Source organism: Streptomyces sp. NPDC085937 (assembly GCF_044540535.1).
In the GTDB taxonomy this organism is placed as follows: domain Bacteria; phylum Actinomycetota; class Actinomycetes; order Streptomycetales; family Streptomycetaceae; genus Streptomyces.
Genome location: NZ_JBITSH010000015.1, coordinates 107,026 through 123,758, shown reverse-complemented (window position 1 = coordinate 123,758; position 16,733 = coordinate 107,026). Strand labels below are relative to the sequence as shown.

Annotated in this window: 17 protein-coding genes and 1 pseudogene; 11 read left to right on the top strand and 7 right to left on the bottom strand. The window is 72.4% G+C overall.

Annotated elements, in window-relative coordinates; all coding sequences use genetic code 11:
- The first annotated feature begins 72 nt into the window (after positions 1 to 72).
- The 5 genes from ACIF8S_RS27370 (at position 73) to ACIF8S_RS27350 (ending at position 5,057) form a co-directional block, all read left to right on the top strand.
- Positions 73 to 1,011: a cellulose-binding protein gene (locus ACIF8S_RS27370; RefSeq protein WP_215211564.1), complete on the top strand. Its 939-nt coding sequence runs from the start codon at positions 73 to 75 to the stop codon at positions 1,009 to 1,011.
- A gap of 85 nt (positions 1,012 to 1,096) precedes the next feature.
- Positions 1,097 to 2,050 carry an ABC transporter ATP-binding protein gene (locus tag ACIF8S_RS27365; RefSeq protein WP_400002488.1) on the top strand — a complete coding sequence of 318 codons (954 nt, stop codon included), beginning with the start codon at positions 1,097 to 1,099 and terminating at the stop codon, positions 2,048 to 2,050.
- Positions 2,051 to 2,052: 2 nt separating this feature from the next.
- Positions 2,053 to 2,826 carry an ABC transporter permease gene (locus tag ACIF8S_RS27360; protein WP_400002485.1) on the top strand — a complete coding sequence of 258 codons (774 nt, stop codon included), beginning with the start codon at positions 2,053 to 2,055 and terminating at the stop codon, positions 2,824 to 2,826.
- A gap of 120 nt (positions 2,827 to 2,946) precedes the next feature.
- A complete protein-coding gene (locus ACIF8S_RS27355) occupies positions 2,947 to 4,173 on the top strand; it encodes an ABC transporter ATP-binding protein (protein ID WP_400002483.1) in 1,227 nt (408 codons plus the stop codon).
- The gene (locus ACIF8S_RS27350; protein WP_400002482.1) at positions 4,170 to 5,057 is read left to right on the top strand and encodes an ABC transporter permease subunit; all 888 of its coding nucleotides are present in this window, start codon (positions 4,170 to 4,172) and stop codon (positions 5,055 to 5,057) included. Before ACIF8S_RS27355 ends, ACIF8S_RS27350 begins: the two co-directional genes overlap by 4 nt.
- 7 nt (positions 5,058 to 5,064) lie before the next feature.
- On the opposite strand, the gene ACIF8S_RS27345 is transcribed toward ACIF8S_RS27350, so the two are convergent.
- On the bottom strand, positions 5,065 to 5,397 hold the full coding sequence (locus tag ACIF8S_RS27345) for a hypothetical protein (protein WP_024884541.1): 333 nt from the start codon (positions 5,395 to 5,397) through the stop codon (positions 5,065 to 5,067).
- Positions 5,398 to 5,638: 241 nt separating this feature from the next.
- Between ACIF8S_RS27345 and ACIF8S_RS27340 the strand changes: the two genes are divergently transcribed.
- Positions 5,639 to 6,667 carry an LLM class flavin-dependent oxidoreductase gene (locus tag ACIF8S_RS27340; protein ID WP_400002480.1) on the top strand — a complete coding sequence of 343 codons (1,029 nt, stop codon included), beginning with the start codon at positions 5,639 to 5,641 and terminating at the stop codon, positions 6,665 to 6,667.
- An 86-nt stretch (positions 6,668 to 6,753) separates the two neighbouring features.
- Here the strand turns inward: ACIF8S_RS27340 and ACIF8S_RS27335 are convergent, their stop codons facing one another.
- Positions 6,754 to 7,146, bottom strand: a complete 393-nt coding sequence (locus ACIF8S_RS27335) for an SCO5389 family protein (RefSeq protein ID WP_024884539.1) — start codon at positions 7,144 to 7,146, stop codon at positions 6,754 to 6,756.
- Positions 7,147 to 7,434: 288 nt separating this feature from the next.
- Between ACIF8S_RS27335 and nucS the strand changes: the two genes are divergently transcribed.
- Complete coding sequence (gene nucS / locus ACIF8S_RS27330) at positions 7,435 to 8,106, top strand: endonuclease NucS (protein ID WP_316040907.1); 672 nt, start codon at positions 7,435 to 7,437, stop codon at positions 8,104 to 8,106.
- 91 nt (positions 8,107 to 8,197) lie between these two features.
- Here the strand turns inward: nucS and ACIF8S_RS27325 are convergent, their stop codons facing one another.
- From ACIF8S_RS27325 to ACIF8S_RS27315, 3 genes are all read right to left on the bottom strand, one after another.
- A complete protein-coding gene (locus ACIF8S_RS27325; protein WP_400002478.1) occupies positions 8,198 to 10,735 on the bottom strand; it encodes an ATP-binding protein in 2,538 nt (845 codons plus the stop codon).
- A gap of 262 nt (positions 10,736 to 10,997) precedes the next feature.
- A complete protein-coding gene (locus ACIF8S_RS27320; RefSeq protein ID WP_019524073.1) occupies positions 10,998 to 11,321 on the bottom strand; it encodes an STAS domain-containing protein in 324 nt (107 codons plus the stop codon).
- 153 nt (positions 11,322 to 11,474) lie between these two features.
- Entirely contained in the window at positions 11,475 to 12,323 is an 849-nt protein-coding gene (locus tag ACIF8S_RS27315) for a 3-hydroxyacyl-CoA dehydrogenase family protein (protein ID WP_349791102.1), read from the bottom strand.
- Between the two features lie 249 nt (positions 12,324 to 12,572).
- Here ACIF8S_RS27315 and ACIF8S_RS27310 point away from each other — a divergent pair, with 249 nt between their 5' ends.
- Together ACIF8S_RS27310 and ACIF8S_RS27305 are read left to right on the top strand one after the other, a co-directional pair.
- Positions 12,573 to 13,238: a 1,4-alpha-glucan branching protein gene (locus ACIF8S_RS27310; protein ID WP_400002476.1), complete on the top strand. Its 666-nt coding sequence runs from the start codon at positions 12,573 to 12,575 to the stop codon at positions 13,236 to 13,238.
- A 95-nt stretch (positions 13,239 to 13,333) separates the two neighbouring features.
- Positions 13,334 to 13,906 carry a cob(I)yrinic acid a,c-diamide adenosyltransferase gene (locus tag ACIF8S_RS27305; RefSeq protein WP_024884533.1) on the top strand — a complete coding sequence of 191 codons (573 nt, stop codon included), beginning with the start codon at positions 13,334 to 13,336 and terminating at the stop codon, positions 13,904 to 13,906.
- Between the two features lie 21 nt (positions 13,907 to 13,927).
- Here ACIF8S_RS27305 and ACIF8S_RS27300 read toward each other — a convergent pair.
- Positions 13,928 to 14,050: pseudogene (locus ACIF8S_RS27300) on the bottom strand (DUF5708 family protein); the annotation flags it as partial.
- 46 nt (positions 14,051 to 14,096) lie between these two features.
- Positions 14,097 to 14,681, bottom strand: a complete 585-nt coding sequence (locus ACIF8S_RS27295) for a hypothetical protein (protein ID WP_400002474.1) — start codon at positions 14,679 to 14,681, stop codon at positions 14,097 to 14,099.
- A 152-nt stretch (positions 14,682 to 14,833) separates the two neighbouring features.
- Between ACIF8S_RS27295 and ACIF8S_RS27290 the strand changes: the two genes are divergently transcribed.
- Together ACIF8S_RS27290 and ACIF8S_RS27285 are read left to right on the top strand one after the other, a co-directional pair.
- Positions 14,834 to 16,024 (top strand): sensor histidine kinase, encoded by a 1,191-nt coding sequence (locus ACIF8S_RS27290; RefSeq protein ID WP_400002473.1) that lies wholly within the window; start codon positions 14,834 to 14,836, stop codon positions 16,022 to 16,024.
- Positions 16,024 to 16,665, top strand: a complete 642-nt coding sequence (locus ACIF8S_RS27285) for a response regulator transcription factor (RefSeq protein WP_349791107.1) — start codon at positions 16,024 to 16,026, stop codon at positions 16,663 to 16,665. The genes ACIF8S_RS27290 and ACIF8S_RS27285 overlap by 1 nt, the downstream gene beginning before the upstream one ends.
- Positions 16,666 to 16,733 lie beyond the last annotated feature (68 nt).

The window sequence follows — 16,733 nt, the reverse complement described above, 5'->3', positions numbered from 1 at the left end:
GCTCGATGACACAGCGCTTCGGCCCCTAGGATTCCACCTATCACCTCACCGGTCTCATTCGACAGGAACCCCATGAGCGACACTTCCCCCTACGGCTTCGAGCTTGTGCGGCGTGGGTACGACCGCGCTCAGGTGGACGAACGTATCTCCAAGCTCGTCTCCGACCGTGACAGCGCTCTCGCCCGCATCACCGCTCTGGAAAAGCGCATCGAAGAGCTCCACCTCGAGACGCAGAACGCCCAGGCCCAGGTCAACGACGCGGAGCCGTCGTACGCGGGTCTCGGCGCGCGCGTGGAGAAGATCCTCCGCCTCGCCGAGGAGGAGGCGAAGGACCTGCGCGAGGAGGCCCGGCGCGCGGCCGAGCAGCACCGCGAGCTCGCCGAGTCGGCCGCCCAGCAGGTACGGAACGACGCCGAGGCCTACGCCGCCGAGCGCAAGTCCAAGGCGGAGGACGAGGGCGTCCGGATCGTCGAGAAGGCCCAGGGCGAGGCTTCCCAGCTGCGTTCCGAGGCGCAGAAGGACGCCCAGTCCAAGCGCGAGGAGGCGGACGCCCTCTTCGAGGAGACCCGCGCCAAGGCCGCCCAGGCCGCGGCCGACTTCGAGACCAACCTCGCCAAGCGGCGCGAGCAGTCCGAGCGCGACCTGGCCTCGCGTCAGGCCAAGGCGGAGAAGCGTCTCGCGGAGATCGAGCACCGCGCGGAGCAGCTGCGACTGGAGGCCGAGAAGCTGCGCACCGACGCCGAGCGCCGGGCCCGCCAGACGGTGGAGACCGCCCAGCGCCAGGCCGAGGACATCGTGGCCGACGCCAACGCCAAGGCCGACCGGATCCGTTCGGAGTCCGAGCGTGAGCTCGCCGCGCTGACCAACCGCCGCGACTCGATCAACGCCCAGCTGACGAACGTCCGCGAGATGCTGGCGACCCTCACGGGTGCCGCGGTCGCCGCCACCGGCGCGCCCGCCACCGAGGACGAGCCGATCTCCCGCGGCGTCCCGGCCCAGCAGTCCCGGTAACACCCCCGGACCGGGCCACCGGACACCGGCGAAGCCCTCTGCCACTGAGGTGGCAGAGGGCTTTGTCCCGTTTTAGCGTGGCCGCATGATCGAGCTCGAGGGGCTGACCAAGCGGTACGGCGAGAAGGTGGCGGTGGACAGCCTGACCTTCACCGTCAGGCCTGGCATCGTCACGGGCTTCCTCGGTCCGAACGGCGCCGGCAAGTCGACCACCATGCGGATGATCCTGGGTCTCGACCACCCCACGTCCGGGGACGTGCGCGTCGACGGCGCGCACTACGACCGGCTGAAGGACCCGCTGACGAACATCGGCGCCCTGCTGGAGGCCAAGGGCGTGCACCCGGGGCGCAGCGCCTACAACCATCTGCTGTGGCTCGCGCAGAGCAACGGCATCCCCGAACGGCGGGTCCGCGAGGTGCTGGACACGGTCGGGCTGACGGCGGTGGCGCGGAAGAAGGCCAAGGGCTTCTCGCTCGGCATGGGGCAGCGCCTCGGGATCGCCGCCGCGCTCCTCGGCGACCCGCGGATCCTGATGTTCGACGAGCCGGTCAACGGGCTCGACCCCGAGGGCATCCACTGGATCCGCACGCTGATGAAGTCGCTCGCCGCGCAGGGCCGCACGGTCTTCGTCTCCTCCCACCTGATGAGCGAGATGGCGCTGACCGCCGACCACCTGGTGGTCATCGGTCAGGGCCGGCTGCTCGCCGACACCTCGATGGCGGAGTTCATCCAGCGCAACTCCCGCTCCTACGTCCGGGTGCGCAGCCCGCAGCGGGAAATGCTGCTGGACCTGCTGCACGGGGCCGGCATCACCGCCGTGGACGGCACGGACGGAACGCTGGAGGTGGACGGCTCCAGCGCGGAGACCGTCGGGGAGCTGGCCGCCCGCAGCGGCGTCGTGCTGCATGAACTGAGCCCGCAACAGGCCTCCCTGGAAGAGGCGTTCATGCAGCTGACGGCCGAGTCGGTGGAGTACCACGCCCACACGGGCGTGCCCGTTCCCCCGCAGCAGTGGGGCGAGACCTGGACGAAGGGCTGAGCATGGCGACGACCCAGGCCGTACGGTCGGAGTGGACCAAGATCCGGTCGGTGGCGTCCACCGTGTGGACGCTGTCGACCGCGGTGGTCGTCACCATCGCCCTCGGCATGCTGATCTCGGCCCTGTCGAAGAACGAGTTCGGCAACCTGAGCGAGCGGGAGCAGCTCTCCTTCGACCCGACGTTCATCAGCTTCGCCGGCACCAGCCTCGGCCAGCTCGCGATGATCGTGTTCGGTGTGCTGGTGGTGTCGAACGAGTACAGCACCGGGATGATCCGCGCCTCGCTGGCGGCCGTGCCCAAGCGCGGCACGTTCCTGTTCAGCAAGCTGGCCGTGGCCACCGCGCTGGCGTTCGTGGTGGGCATGGCCACCAGCTTCGCCACCTTCTTCCTGGGCCAGCTGATGCTCGGCAGCCTCGGCACGTCGATCGGCGACGACGGGGTGCTGCGCGCGGTCATCGGCGGCGGGCTCTACATGACGCTCATCGCGCTGTTCTCCATGGGCGTCGCCGCGATGCTGCGCTCCCCCCTGCTGTCGCTGGGCATCCTGATGCCGTTCTTCTTCCTGATCTCCAACATCCTCGGCAACGTCAGCGCCACGGAGAAGGTCGGCCGGTTCCTGCCCGACCAGGCGGGCAGCCGGATCATGCGGGTGGTGACCCCGGTGGACGACGACACCCCGTACGGCCCCTGGGGCGGCCTCGGGATCATGGCGCTGTGGGTGATCGCGTCGGTCGCCGGCGGATACGTGCTGCTGAAGCGGCGTGACGCCCAGTGAGCGACCGCACCGGACCGGTTCTCGCCCGGCCTTGAGCGGAACCGTCAGTGTCCCGATAAGCTCCTAACCCTTACGGGGGCGTGCGCCCTGCTGTCCTGAACCTTTCGATGGGTGCGGAGCATGATCGAGGCAGTCGGCCTGACCAAGCAGTACGGCGACAAGACCGCTGTGTACAACCTTTCCTTCCAGGTGCGTCCCGGTGCCGTCACCGGCTTCCTGGGCCCCAACGGCTCGGGCAAGTCGACGACGATGCGGATGATCCTCGGTCTGGACAACCCCACGGCGGGCCGGGTCACGATCGGCGGCTACCCCTACCGCAAGCTGCCGAACGCCCCCCGTCAGGTCGGCGCGCTGCTGGACGCCAAGGCGGTGCACGGCGGCCGGACCGCCCGCAACCACCTGCTGAGCCTGGCCCAGCTGTCGGGCATCCCGGCCCGCCGGGTGGACGAGGTGCTGGGCGTGGTCGGCCTGCACGAGGTGGCCCGCCGCAGGTCCAAGGGCTTCTCCCTCGGCATGGGGCAGCGCCTCGGCATCGCCGCCGCGCTGCTCGGCGACCCGCAGGTGCTGCTGTTCGACGAGCCGGTCAACGGCCTCGACCCCGAGGGCATCCTCTGGGTGCGCAACCTGATGAAGTCGCTCGCCGCCGAGGGCCGCACCGTCTTCGTCTCCTCGCATCTGATGAGCGAGATGGCGCTGACCGCGGACCACCTCATCGTGATCGGCCGCGGGCAGCTGATGGCCGACATGAGCGTGAAGGACTTCATCTCCGCCAACTCCGCCGGCTTCGCCCGGGTGCGCACCCCCGACAGCGAGCCGCAGCAGCGGGAGAAGCTGTCGGCGGCGATCACCGAGGCCGGCGGCCATGTGCTGCCGGAGCAGGACGGCGCGCTGCGAGTGACGGGACTGGCGCTGCCGCGGATCAGCGACCTCGCCCACGAGCACGACGTACGGCTGTGGGAGCTGTCGCCGCACCAGGCCTCCCTGGAGGAGGCGTACATGCGGATGACCCAGGGCGCCGTCGACTACCGCTCCACCATCGACCAGAAGGAGGGGCTGCAGCAGCCGCTGCCGCCCGGCGCGCAGCCGCCGCTGCCGGTGCCGGGGCAGGGACAGCCCGGCTGGTACGCCCCGCCGCCGCCCCAGCAGGGCGGGCAGCCGTTCACCCCGCCGCAGGGCGCCCCCGCGGGCCCCTACGGCGCACCGGCGGCCCCGGGAGCCGCTCCGGGCGCCGCCGCGCCGAACCCGTACGCGCAGGCGCCCCAGGGCCCGGCTCCGGCCGCTCCCCCGGCCGCCGCGCCCCAGTCCGCCCCCTCCGCCGAGCCGACCGAGTCCGAGGACGCCCGATGAGCACGCCCCAGCCCCCGATGCCGCAGAGCGCCTCACCCGAGTGGCAGGCGGCCCCCGGTACCGCACCGTCCGCGCCCCCGTATCCCGGCTACACGTCGCCGATCCCGGTGGTGCGCACCCACCTGGGGCACGCGCTCGCCTCCGAGTGGACGAAGATCAAGTCCGTGCGCTCGACCCTGTGGACGACGGGCGTGTTCGTCGCGCTCGTGGTCGGCATCGGTGCGCTCACCGGCCTGGTGGTCGCGAGCGCCGACCCCGACCTGGGTGGCGAGAGCCCGCTGTCGCTCGGCTTCTTCGGACTGCTGCTGGGCTCGATGTGCCTCATCACCCTCGGCGTGCTCACCACCGCCTCCGAGTACGGCACCGGCATGATCCGCACGACGATGGTCGCCTGCCCCACGCGTGGCCGGGTGCTCGCGGCGAAGGCCCTGGTGTTCTTCGTGCTCGCCTTCGTGGTGACGCTGGTGTGCGCCACGCTCGTCGGCCTGGTGCACGTGTCGCTGCTGGAGGAGTACAACGCCAAGTCCCCCTCCGGCGAGGAATGGCTGAAGGGCACGGTCGGCGTCTCGCTCTACCTGGCGCTGCTGGGCACCCTGTCGCTGGCGATCGGGTCGATCGTGCGGCACTCGGCGGGCGCCATCACCATCATGATCGGCGCGGTACTCGCCCCGCTGGTGATCGCGCTGTTCATGTTCTCCACCTCGCTGCAGGACGTGCAGCAGGCGCTGTTCGAGTACTCCATCCCGAACCAGATGAGCATCTTCTACGCCAACTCCCTGTCGGACTCCGGTCCGTCGGGGTGGGACCCGCTGTGGATCATGCTGGTCGTCACCGCTGCCGCGCTCGGCGGGGCCTTCGCCCTGCTGCGGAAGCGGGACGTCTAGGAACCGCTCAGAACCTCGGCGCGTTACGGGACCGCTGCACCCGCGTGGTGCGGCGGTCCTTCGCGTTCCAGCAGGCCTTGTGCCAGTGCCGGCGCTCGTCGACGCCCGAGTGCTCCGGCCAGGCCACCACGTGCGGCACCCCGTCCGGGATCAACTGGTCGCAGCCCGGGCAGCGGTAGGCCTTCCCCTGGGCGCTGGCGCCGGCCACGTGCCGCACGCTCCAGGACTCGCCGTGCCAGTCCTCCGAGGACTGCCAGCCGCCGTAGCGCCCGGAGCGGTCGTCCTCGGCGCTCCGGCCGGACGAACCGGCTCCCTTGGGTCGGTTGCGACGCGGGGACACAGGACACCTCACGGGGCTATACAGGATGCACGGACCGCGTCCAGCCTACGCGGCGGACGCGGGGGTACGCGTACGGCACCATTCGTCACAAGTCACTCCGTGGCACGGGGCGGCCCCTCGTGAGCGGCCCATTCTGCAGACAATCCGCAAAATCGCCCGCCCGGCCGTGTCCTCGGCACGTGTCGGGCGGTTATGCCCTGCGGGGGAGCTCCGCGTCGGAGCCAAGGAAGCAGGAAAAGCAATGCGCGTTGGAAGTTTCGTGTTGGCCGCCCAGTTCCCCGGGCAGGGCGAGGGGGAGGCGCTGCACCGCGCGGTCCGCTCGGCCGAGGTGGCCGAGGAGTCGGGGCTCGACACGGTCTGGCTGGCCGAGCACCACTTCGTGCCCTACGGCACCTGCCCGTCCGCCGTCACCCTGGCGGCGATGCTGCTCGGCCGCACCCGCAGGCTGCGCGTCGGCACGGCGGTCAGCGTGCTGCCCACCGTCCATCCCGTCGCGCTCGGCGAACAGGCCGCGCTGCTGCACGTCGCCAGCGGCGGACGGTTCTCCCTCGGCCTCGGCCGGGGCGGGCCGTGGGTGGACCTGGAGGTGTTCGGGGCGGGCCTGGAGGCGTACGAGAAGGGGTTCCCGGAAGCACTCGATCTGCTGATGCGCTGGCTGCGCGAACCGTCCGTCGGGGCGGACGGCGAGCGGTACAAGTTCCGCGAGGTCCCCGTGGTCCCCCGCCCGTCGGAGGCGCTCACGGAGACCGGGGGCCCGGAGGTGGTGGTCGCCTGCACCTCCCCGTCGAGCGTACGGCTGGCCGCCGAGCGCGGGCTTCCGATGCTGCTCGGCATGCACGTCGGGGACGAGGAGAAGGCCGAGATGGTCGCCCTGTGGCGGCGCCACGCGCGCGCCTGCGGGCGGCCCGCCGCGGAGATCGACGCCGCGGCCCACGTCTCGGCCGGGGTCTGCCAGATCGCGGACCGGCGCACGGACGCGGCGGAGGCCCTCATGAAGGCGATGCCGGGCTGGCTGAAGCAGGGGCTGGAGGCGCATGTGACGGTGGACGGACGGGAGCGCCGGATGCGCGACCCGCTGGCGTACACCGAACTCCTCTGCGGGCTGCACCCGGTGGGCACCCCGCGGCTGTGCGCGGACCGGCTCGCCGCGACCAGCGAGCGGACCGGGATCTCCCGCTTCGCCCTGCTCGTCGAGGGCTCCGGTGACCTCGCGGCGACCGAGGAGAACGTACGGCGGCTGGGGGCCGAGGTGCTCCCCCAGCTCGCCTGACGATCATGGACGTTCCCAGGGATGCTTGCCGCCCCGGTACAAACCGCACCTCCCGCGTACGGAGCGGCAAGCTGTTCGACGGAGCGTCAGCAGTCGCGAAGTTCCGGCGACTGGTTGAGCAGTTGGTTGCGCACCGAGGTGAAGCGGGCCAGCGTCTCGTCGACCGAGGAGTCAAGCGGGAACACGGCCACCCGGTGGCAGTTCTGGAAGGCCAGCCGGACACCGAAGTGCCGTTGCAGCGCGCCGCGTATCGCGTCACTCGCGAGCGCACGCAGCAGCTGACCGCGTGCCTGCTCGTCCGGCGGAGGCGTCTGGTTGTCGGCGAAGGCTCCGCCGTCGACCTTCAGCTGGGCCACCAGGGAGCTGATCATCTCCCACGCATAGGGCAGGGAGGTCCGGACGCAGTCGACGAAGTCAGCTTCGTCGACCTCGCCTCGCTCGGCCTGTTCGAGTAGGGCCGGTGAGACGTCGAGCGACATGGGTTCTCCTCTCGCACCCCCAACGCACAGGGGTTGCCTGACAGATAAGGGAGTGCGCGAAAACGGGCACGCTGCGTACACAGTTCGCGACCTCCCGTTCAATACCGTAAGCAACGGACCGTGACCGCACCAGGAGAATGCTCGGATGCGGAACTTCCTGTGGGCCGGTAATCGGCCATTGCACAACACGCGTTTTCCAGGAGATACAGGACGCGCCCCGCGAGCCCGGCGGGGCGCCTGTGAGGGCGGATCGCGCCGACCCCGCCCGGTCGAGTAGCGTTGCCGACCATGCGTCTCGTCATTGCCCGCTGCTCCGTGGACTACGCCGGGCGGCTCACCGCGCACCTGCCGTCGGCACCCCGTCTGATCCTGGTCAAGGCGGACGGCAGCGTCTCGATCCATGCCGACGACCGGGCCTACAAGCCCCTCAACTGGATGTCGCCGCCCTGCACCCTGAAGGAGGGAACCGGCGAGGAGGAGGGCGTCTGGACCGTCGTCAACAAGGCGGGCGAGAAGCTCATCATCACGATGGAGGAGGTTCTCCACGACTCCTCGCACGAACTCGGCGTCGATCCCGGCCTGATCAAGGACGGCGTGGAAGCACACCTTCAGGAGCTGCTCGCCGACCGCATCGAGACCCTCGGCGAGGGCTACACCCTGATCCGCCGCGAGTACATGACCGCGATCGGACCGGTCGACATCCTGTGCCGGGACGCCGAGGGGCGGACCGTCGCGGTCGAGATCAAGCGGCGCGGCGAGATCGACGGCGTGGAACAGCTCACCCGCTACCTGGAGCTGCTGAACCGCGACCCGCACCTCGCGCCGGTGCGCGGCGTCTTCGCCGCCCAGGAGATCAAGCCGCAGGCCCGGGTGCTCGCCACCGACCGGGGCATCGGCTGCCAGGTCCTCGACTACGACGCGCTGCGCGGCATCGAGGACGACAAGCTCCGCCTGTTCTGAGCGGCGGGCCACGACGACAGGCCAGGGGGCCGGGTTCCGTACGGGAACCCGGCCCCCTGGCCTGTCCGGCGGGTCTGGCCCGTCCGGCGGGTCAGATCAGCGTCTCGGTACCGTCGGGCGTGCCCGGGTCGGTGCTCTGGTCCGCGCTCGCGGAGGTCTCGACGGGGGCGGAGGACGCGGGACCGCTGGCGGAGTCGCTGGTGCTCGGCTCACCCGGGGTGGTGCCCGGGTCCGTCGGCTCCTCGGTGTCGGGGGACGACGGCGAGCCGGTCGGCTCCTCGGTCTCCGTCTCCGACTGCGACGGGTCGGGCGAGTTCGACGTGGGCGGCTTCTGCGACGGGGTCGGCTCGGTGCCCGGCGAGGTGGACTTCGTCGGCCCACCCGGCTTCTTGGTGCCGGTCTCCTCGTCCGTCGGCTCGCCGGCGTCGGTCGCCGTCGGCGTCGGGTCGTCCGCGGTGCCGAGTGTGCCGTCCGGGCCCGGGTCGGACGGCCGGCTGGTGGCCCGCCCGGTGTCGCCCTCGTTGCCGGAGGCCGGGTCCGCGTCGAGGCTGCCGTCGTCGTCGGCGCCCTGGCTGGCCGAGGGGTTGACGCCCACGTTCTCGGACGGGGTCGCCGGGTCGTTCCCGGAGGTGGCGCCGAGGGTGACGACGGTGCCCAGCACGGCGACCAGCAGCGCGCCCGCGCCGGCCGCGACCAGGTTGCGCCGGGCCAGTCCCCTCAGCCCGCCGCCGACGCCCGCCTTGTCCGCCGGCGGGGGTGCCGCGGCCGGCACCCCGCTGGTGACGACCAGGCCGGTGTCGGCCGGGGGCTGGAGGTCGGGGAAGGCCATCGGCACACCGCGGGGCGGGGAAGCCGACTCCTCGACATGGGCCTCGGGCACCTCCTCCCCCGCGGTCGGCGCGAGCGCGAGCGGGACGCCGGAGCGGTCGGCGACCAGGGCCAGCGCCCTGCGTCCCGCGACCGTGCCGCGCTTGTCGGCGAGGGCGCCGCGCAGGCCGATGGAGGCCTCCAGTTCGGCACGCGCCCGGTCGAGCTGTCCGGCGCACAGGGCGTGGATGCCGAGCTCGTGGTGGAAGTAGGCCTGTTCCGCCACGTCCCCGGCGATCCGCGCGGCCTCCGCACCGGCGCGGAGCGCCCGTTCCCAGGCGCTCCAGTGCATGCCCGCGGCGAAGGCGGGCGCGGCGGTGCGGGCGAGCTGCACGGCCGTGCTCGGCTCCCCCTCGGCGGAGCCCGGGGCGAGCGGGGAGAGGGCGGTGAGCGCGGCGAGGACCGCGTCGGACTCCGCGCAGACCCGTTCCGGGGTGACCGAGGGGTGACCGGTCCACCAGGCGTAGTGCTGTGCGGCGGCGCGGGCCTGCTCGTCGGCGTCGTCGCCGTACCCGGCGGCCTCCAGCTGGGCCGGCACGCCGGCGGCCAGCCGGTGGCGGGCGCCGACCGGGGAGACCAGTCCGCAGGCGACCAGCTCGCCGAGGGCGGCGTCGGCGTGGGTGTCGCCCACCAGGGCGGGCAGGTGCGCCTGGTGCGGCACCTCGCCGCCGAGCGCGACGGCGAACCGCAGGGTGGCGCGGGCGGAGGCGCTGAGCCGGGAGGCGAGCAGCGGCGCCGGGGCCGCGGCCTCGCCGAGCGCGGGCAGCGGCACCTCGTCCTCGTCGACCGGGTCGTAGGGCGCCTCGTCCGGCCGTACGTCCTCGAAGACGCCGAACTCGTCGACGGCACCGGCGCCGGCCCGCAGCCGGTCGCGCTGCCGCAGCAGGGCGCCGGCCTGGACGAAGCGCAGCGGCAGCCCCTCGGACTCGAACCACAGGTCGCCCGCCCAGGTGGCCTCCTCGTCGGTGAGGCCGCGGCCGACGGCGTGGCCGAGCAGGTCGAGGCCGGCCGCGCGGTCGAGCCCGGACAGCTCGACGTCCTCGACACCGGCGTCGGCGGAGGGGGCGGCCACGTCCGGGGTGACGGCGAACAGGAAGGCGCACTCGGGGGTGGCGTCCAGCAGCTGGTCGAGCGCGGCCCCGCCGAACTCCAGGTCGTCCAGGACGACGACGGCGCCGATCTCACGCACGAGGGTGAGCAGTTCGTCGCGGTCCGGACGGTGCAGGGGGGCGTCGTGGACGGCGTGGAAGAGGTCGTACAGCACGTCGTCGGAGGAGCGCCGGTGGCCGCTCAGGCGGACGACGCCGTCAGGTGCCAGGTCGGCGCAGTCCTCGGCGACGACGTCGAGGAGCCGGGTGCGGCCCGAGCCCCCGGGGCCCACCAGGCGCACCGAGCGGCCCCGGGCGAGCAGCCGCACCAGGTTCTCCCGCTCGTCCTGCCGGGCCAGCAGCGGCAGCGCGGGCTGCGCCGGGCCGGGGGGGACGGGCGGGGTCGCGGCGCGCTCCACCTCGGCGCGTTCGGCCTCGGTGAGCTTCGCGGGCCGGTCCGGTCGCTCCGCGGGCGGGCAGGGCTCGATCTCGCTGCCGTCGACGGGGTTGACGGTCAGCAGGAAGTCGCCGGAGACGAGCTGCACCGTGCGGGCGGGCACGGGCGTGTGCTGTCCGAAGTCTGACGTGAGGGATTCCCTGGGAGCGCGCTGGCGCGGCGCGTCGCCGTCACCGCCGTGGCCGTACTCCTCGGGTCCCGTGTGGTTCGGGTCCATAGGTCCTAGCCCCCCAAAAGCGTCGTGGCTGAAGCCCTCCCCCGGCCTCGCTGCACACCGCGCTGTCGCTTCTGGTCCGGGCCCGCTCGAGGGTTGCAAGGCAGCGGGCAGCCGAACCCTAAACCTTCGGTCAGTATCCACGACAGTCCGGGGTGCCCGGGCGTCCGAGTGGTCACGGTCTCGTGAGGATTGTGCGCGCGGGGAGGGGTTCGCGGGCGTCGACCCGGGTCCTTCCGCTCGTCCTGTGCGCCCCCGTACGCCCTTACACGCGGGGCAGCGTGTCCACCCCGATGCCCCCCTCGATCGCCAGGATCCGGTGCAGCCGGGTGGCCACCAACAGGCGCTGCATCTGCGGCGGTACGTCGCGCAGCACCAGGCGTCGGCCGCAGCGGCCGGCCCGTCGGTGGGCCCCCATGATCACCCCGAGTCCGGTGGCGTCCCAGGAGTCCAGTTCGGACAGGTCCAGCACCAGGTCGCCGACGCCGTCGTCGACGGCCGAATGAAGGACCGTACGGGCGTCCGCCGCGCTGCGGACGTCGAGGCGGCCCCCGACGACCAGCTCGGCGTGGTCGCCCCTGATGTGCATATGCGCTCCCCGTGATGCGTCTCGTGCTCCGCGGTGTTCTGTCGGCCGGTATTGCACCCTCTGACTGCGTAACGACCGCTGAGGTTGCTACCTGTGAGCGAACCGATACCGAATTCACCCCGGCGTGTGACGCACGCCGGGGTGATCGCGGTCTCAGTGCTCGTAGAAGCCCTGCCCGCTCTTGCGCCCGATGTCACCGGCGTCAACCATCCGGCGCATCAGCTCGGGAGCTGCGAACTTCTCGTCCTGCGACTCGGTGTAGATGTTGCCCGTGGCGTGCAGCAGGATGTCCACGCCGGTGAGGTCGGCGGTGGCCAGCGGGCCCATGGCGTGGCCGAAGCCCAGCTTGCAGGCCAGGTCGATGTCCTCGGCGCTCGCCACGCCCGACTCGTACAGCTTGGCGGCCTCGACGACGAGGGCGCAGATGAGGCGGGTGGTGACGAAGCCGGCGACGTCGCGGTTGACCACGATGCAGGTCTTGCCGACCGACTCGGCGAACTCCCGCGCCTTGGCGAGGGTTTCGTCGCTGGTCTTGTAGCCGCGGACCAGCTCGCAGAGCTGCATCATCGGCACCGGTGAGAAGAAGTGCGTGCCGACGACCCGCTCCGGGCGCTCCGTCACGGCCGCGATCTTGGTGATCGGGATGGCGGAGGTGTTGGAGGCGAGCACGGCGTCCTCGCGCACCAGCTTGTCGAGCGTGCGGAAGATCTCGTGCTTGACCTCGAGCTTCTCGAACACGGCCTCGACGACGACGTCCGCGTCCGCGCAGGCGTCGAGATCGGTGGTCGTGGTGATCCGGCCGAGGGCTGCCTCGGCGTCCTTCGCCTCGAGCTTCCCCTTGGCGACGAACTTGTCGTACGACGCCTTGATCCCGTCCGTGCCCCGCGTCAGCGCCTCGTCGGTGACGTCACGCAGGACGACCTCCCAGCCCGCCTGTGCGGAGACCTGGGCGATGCCGGACCCCATGAGACCGGCCCCGATGACGGCGAGCTTGCGTGCCACTGTGCGACTCCCCTGATACGCGCTGTCCATGTTCTCCAGGAGCGGACATTAGCGGGCGTGAGGGGCCCTGTGACCGGTAAGTAACGCGCGTCACGTCTCACATGACGGACATCACACCGGCGGCACGCGCACGGAGAGCCGACGGCCCGTCAGGCGCCGGGAGCGGCGGGCGCGAAGCCGTCGCGCCGCGTCGCGGGCGGGTGCGAGGGTAGGGGTCCCGGTGCCCGCCCGACGAAGGAGAAGCCCGGCATGGCCGTGATCCACCGCACCACCCTCGAGCCGACCAAACTGGAGCTCCTGACGGCCTGGCTGCCGTCGCGCCCCTGGTACCACGGCGCCCCGGAGGGCCCGCGGCTCACCAGGGCGGGCGGTTTCCGCCTCGACGACCCCCAGGGCGAGGTGGGGATCGAGTTCCTGGTCGCCACGGACGCCTCCGGCTCCGCGCCGGCCGCCTATCTCGTGCCGCTCACCTATCGCGGCGCACCGCTCGACGGGGCGGACGCGGCGCTCGTCGGCACCACGGAGCACGGCGTGCTGGGCCGTCGCTGGGTCTACGACGCCTGCCACGACCCGGTGGCCGTCGCCGAGTTGGCGGCGCTGGTCGAGGGCCGGGTGGAGCCGCAGGCACAGAGCGCGAGCGACACCCCCGACCGGGAGGTCACCCGCGCCCTGGCGGGCGAGGGTCCGGTGCCGGCGGAGTTCCCCGCCGTCATGGACACCGGGGAGCACACCGAGCTCACCGCCCCGGACGGCACGGTGCTACGGGTGCTGCGCGTCCTGCACCCTGCTCCGGACGGCACACCGCAGGCGGAGCCGGGCGCCGCGGGCCATGTCGCCGGGGCGTGGGAGGCGGAGGACGGCACCCGCGTCCAGGGGCTCATGGTGCTGCTGCTCACGCCGCCGCCCGCCCCGTAGAGGGGGCGCCCGGTGGACGTCGTCCGTACGGGACCGCGCCGTGACGGTGGGCACACGCGTGCCCCGGGTCGCGGGGGCGTCACTAGGCTGACCTCATGGTCAACCTGACACGCATCTACACGCGGACCGGCGACAAGGGCACCACCCATCTCGGTGACATGAGCCGGGTCGCCAAGACCGATCTGCGCATCTCCGCATACGCCGACGCCAACGAAGCGAACGCGGTCATCGGTACGGCGCTGGCCCTGGGCGGGCTCCCGGAGGAGGTCGTCACGGTCCTGACGCGCGTGCAGAACGACCTGTTCGACGTGGGCGCCGACCTGTCGACGCCGGTGGTGGAGGACCCGAAGTACCCGCCGCTGCGGGTCGAGCAGTTCTACGTCGACCGGCTGGAGGAGGACTGCGACCGCTTCAACGAACAGCTGGAGAAGCTGCGCTCCTTCATCCTGCCGGGCGGCACGGCGGGCGCGGCGCTGCTGCACCAGGCCTGCACGGTGGTGCGCCGGGCCGAGCGCTCCACCTGGGCCGCGCTGGAGGTGCACGGCGAGACGATGAACCCGCTCACCGCCACCTATCTCAACCGCCTCTCCGACCTGCTGTTCATCCTGGCCCGGATCGCGAACAAGGAGACCGGCGACGTGCTGTGGGTGCCGGGCGGCGAGCGCTGAGTTCCACCGGCGCACGGCCCGGTACAGGCCCAGCAGGATCTCGGCGCCGCCGAGGAACATGAGCAGGACGCCTGCCCTGGGCAGCGAGATCACCGGCAGCTCCACCCCCTGGGTGCAGCGCCAGAGGGCGAGGCCCCCGAGCACCGTGCCCGCGCCCGCGCCCGCGCCCGTGGCACAGTGCTCGGCCGCCTCACCGGCCCACCTGCTCCCGGCCGGCGGAGCCCGACTCGGCTCCGGCGCCGTCCGCCGGGGCCTTCTTCGGCCAGAGCCAGTAGCTGAGCACGATCACGCCGTGGATGCCGGCCGCCCTCCAGGCGGTGAAGCGCCAGGACTCCAGGGAGGTGACGCGGCCCGGGTCGTCGACGTACCAGATGGCGAGCTGCAGCAGCACGGTCGCCACCGCGGCGGCGGTCAGCGTGCCCAGCCACACCCTCGTCTCGTGCCGGGCGCGGGCCGTGCCGTAGCGGGGCGGCCGCACCAGCGGGCGGCCGTCGAGGCGGTGCGCCGCGTGCCCGTCGAGCCACTTCACGGTGCGGTGGCCGTGGCCCACGGTGTAGCCGATGTAGAGCGCGGCGAGCCCGTGGGCCCAGCCCGGCTCGGCGCCGTTCTTCAGGTCCCACGCGGTGGCGACGAGCAGCACGACCTCCAGCACCGGCTCGCACAGCAGCAGCGCCAGGCCGGTACGCGGCATCCGCAGCAGATAGCGGAAGGCCAGGCCGGCCGCCAGCAGCACCCAGAACCCGATCTCGCAGGCGATGATCAGGGCGACGATCACGGTTCGCTCCTCTCGGTCACCCTTCCAGGCTCCCGTGCGCCCCGGTCCCGCGCGTCGTCGCCGCCGACGAATCCGCGGTACATCGAAAGATGCAGTACAGGACCGGCCTCGGGGATCAGGCGCACGCCGTGCGCACCGTGTTGGATGGATCCATGGCCGTACGACCCCTCCGCCCGCCCCGCTTCGACGTGTCCGTCGCGCTCGCCGGCCTCGTGGGCGGGCTGTTGCTGTGGGGGTTCGGGCTGGGCGTGCGGCCGGACAGCGACCCGCTCGTGCTGTTCGAGGGCCGGTGGGCTCTGCTGGTCCCGCTCGGCGTGATGGCGTGCTGCGAGTTGCTGCGCCGCACCGCACCGCGCACCGCGGTGCTGGCCGGCACCCTGGCGCTGGCCGCGGACACGGTGACGCAGGGCAGCATCGCCACCATCGTGATGTACACCGACCTGGTGTACGCCGCCGTCGTCTACGGCACGCCCGCCACCGCACGCCGGCTGCCGTGGATCACCGGTGTCGTGACCGTCATGGCGACGCTGGTGCCGTACGCGGTGTGGCGGGTGCCCGAGGCCCTGCTGTTCGGGCTGGTGGCGGGCGCGGTGACGTTCGCGCCCGCGTCGACCGGCCTCATCGTGCGCAACCACCGGGACGCCGCCGACGCGGCCCGGCTGCGGGCCGAACAGACCGCGCTGCTGGCGGAGATGGACCGGGTCCAGGCGGTGACCGCGGAACGCGCCCGGATGGCGCGGGAGTTGCACGACATGGTCGCCAACCACCTCTCCGCGATCGCCATCCACTCCACCGCCGCCCTCTCCCTGGACGACCCCGGCACCTCCCGGGAGGCACTGACGGTGATCCGGCGGAACAGCGTGCAGGGACTGGCCGAGATGCGACGGCTCATCGGGATCCTGCGCGACGGCGCCGACGACCGGGAACCGTCCGCGACGCCCACCCTCGACGGTCTGGGCGCCCTGGTGGCGGGCGCCCGCGCCAACGGCCTCGACGTCACTCTGGACGCCGGGCACGGCGCCGTACCCGCACCGGTCGAACTGGCCGCGTACAGGATCGTGCAGGAGTCGCTGACCAACGCGCTGAAGCACGCCTCGGCGGGTCCGGTCACCGTGTGCCTGCGGCGCCCGGCCGACGCCCTGGAGATCCGGGTGACCAGCGTCCACGGCGACCGGGACACCCCGCGCGCGCCGGGGTCGGGGGCCGGACTGGTCGGCATGCGGGAGCGGGCCGCCCTGCTGGACGGCACCTTCGAGGCCGGGCCGGAGAGCGGCCCGGACGGCACGCTGTGGGTGGTACGTGCCACCCTTCCCGTCACCGACGTCGAACTAGGAGAAGCCTGATGATCCGCGTCCTGGTCGCCGAGGACCAGTCCGCCGTGCGTGCGGGACTGGTCCTGATCCTGCGCAGCGCGCCGGACATCGAGGTGGTGGGAGAGGCGGAGGACGGTGAGCGGGCGGTCGAACTCGCCCGTGAACTGCGGCCCGATCTGGTGCTGATGGATGTGCAGATGCCGCGTCTCGACGGGGTGTCGGCGACCCGGAAGGTGGTCGCGGAGGATCTCGCGGACGTGCTGGTGCTGACCACGTTCGACCTCGACGAGTACGTGTTCGGGGCGCTGCGGGCCGGCGCGGCCGGGTTCCTGCTGAAGAACACGGAGGCGAAGGACCTGATCGAGGCGGTGCGCACGGTGGCGGGCGGCGAGGGGATCGTCGCCCCGGCCGTGACCCGGCGGCTGATCGCCGAGTTCGCGGCGAAGCCGGCCCGCCCGGTGACGGCCGACCCGTCGGTGCTGGACGCGCTCACCCGGCGCGAGCGGGAGGTGCTGTCCTGTCTCGGGGAGGGACTGTCCAACGCCGCCGTCGCCCAGCGCCTGGACATGGCCGAGGCCACGGTGAAAACGCACGTCAGCCGCCTGCTGGGCAAGCTGGAGCTGCGCAGCCGGGTGCAAGCGGCGGTGCTGGCGCAGGAGTTGGGGCTGTGAAGGTTTAATTCACGAACACCTGCGACAGTGGTCCAGACCTATTGACCCGTGGTCCAGACCTTTCTATT

Coding starts and splice junctions, on each gene's coding strand:
- ACIF8S_RS27335 (WP_024884539.1), bottom strand. CDS start 7,146: ATGTCGCTCGACGTCTCACCGGCCCTACTCGAACAGGCCGAGCGAGGC.
- ACIF8S_RS27365 (WP_400002488.1), top strand. CDS start 1,097: ATGATCGAGCTCGAGGGGCTGACCAAGCGGTACGGCGAGAAGGTGGCG.
- nucS (WP_316040907.1), top strand. CDS start 7,435: ATGCGTCTCGTCATTGCCCGCTGCTCCGTGGACTACGCCGGGCGGCTC.
- ACIF8S_RS27370 (WP_215211564.1), top strand. CDS start 73: ATGAGCGACACTTCCCCCTACGGCTTCGAGCTTGTGCGGCGTGGGTAC.
- ACIF8S_RS27310 (WP_400002476.1), top strand. CDS start 12,573: ATGGCCGTGATCCACCGCACCACCCTCGAGCCGACCAAACTGGAGCTC.
- ACIF8S_RS27340 (WP_400002480.1), top strand. CDS start 5,639: ATGCGCGTTGGAAGTTTCGTGTTGGCCGCCCAGTTCCCCGGGCAGGGC.
- ACIF8S_RS27290 (WP_400002473.1), top strand. CDS start 14,834: ATGGCCGTACGACCCCTCCGCCCGCCCCGCTTCGACGTGTCCGTCGCG.
- ACIF8S_RS27320 (WP_019524073.1), bottom strand. CDS start 11,321: ATGCACATCAGGGGCGACCACGCCGAGCTGGTCGTCGGGGGCCGCCTC.
- ACIF8S_RS27350 (WP_400002482.1), top strand. CDS start 4,170: ATGAGCACGCCCCAGCCCCCGATGCCGCAGAGCGCCTCACCCGAGTGG.
- ACIF8S_RS27285 (WP_349791107.1), top strand. CDS start 16,024: ATGATCCGCGTCCTGGTCGCCGAGGACCAGTCCGCCGTGCGTGCGGGA.
- ACIF8S_RS27325 (WP_400002478.1), bottom strand. CDS start 10,735: ATGGACCCGAACCACACGGGACCCGAGGAGTACGGCCACGGCGGTGAC.
- ACIF8S_RS27355 (WP_400002483.1), top strand. CDS start 2,947: ATGATCGAGGCAGTCGGCCTGACCAAGCAGTACGGCGACAAGACCGCT.
- ACIF8S_RS27305 (WP_024884533.1), top strand. CDS start 13,334: ATGGTCAACCTGACACGCATCTACACGCGGACCGGCGACAAGGGCACC.
- ACIF8S_RS27360 (WP_400002485.1), top strand. CDS start 2,053: ATGGCGACGACCCAGGCCGTACGGTCGGAGTGGACCAAGATCCGGTCG.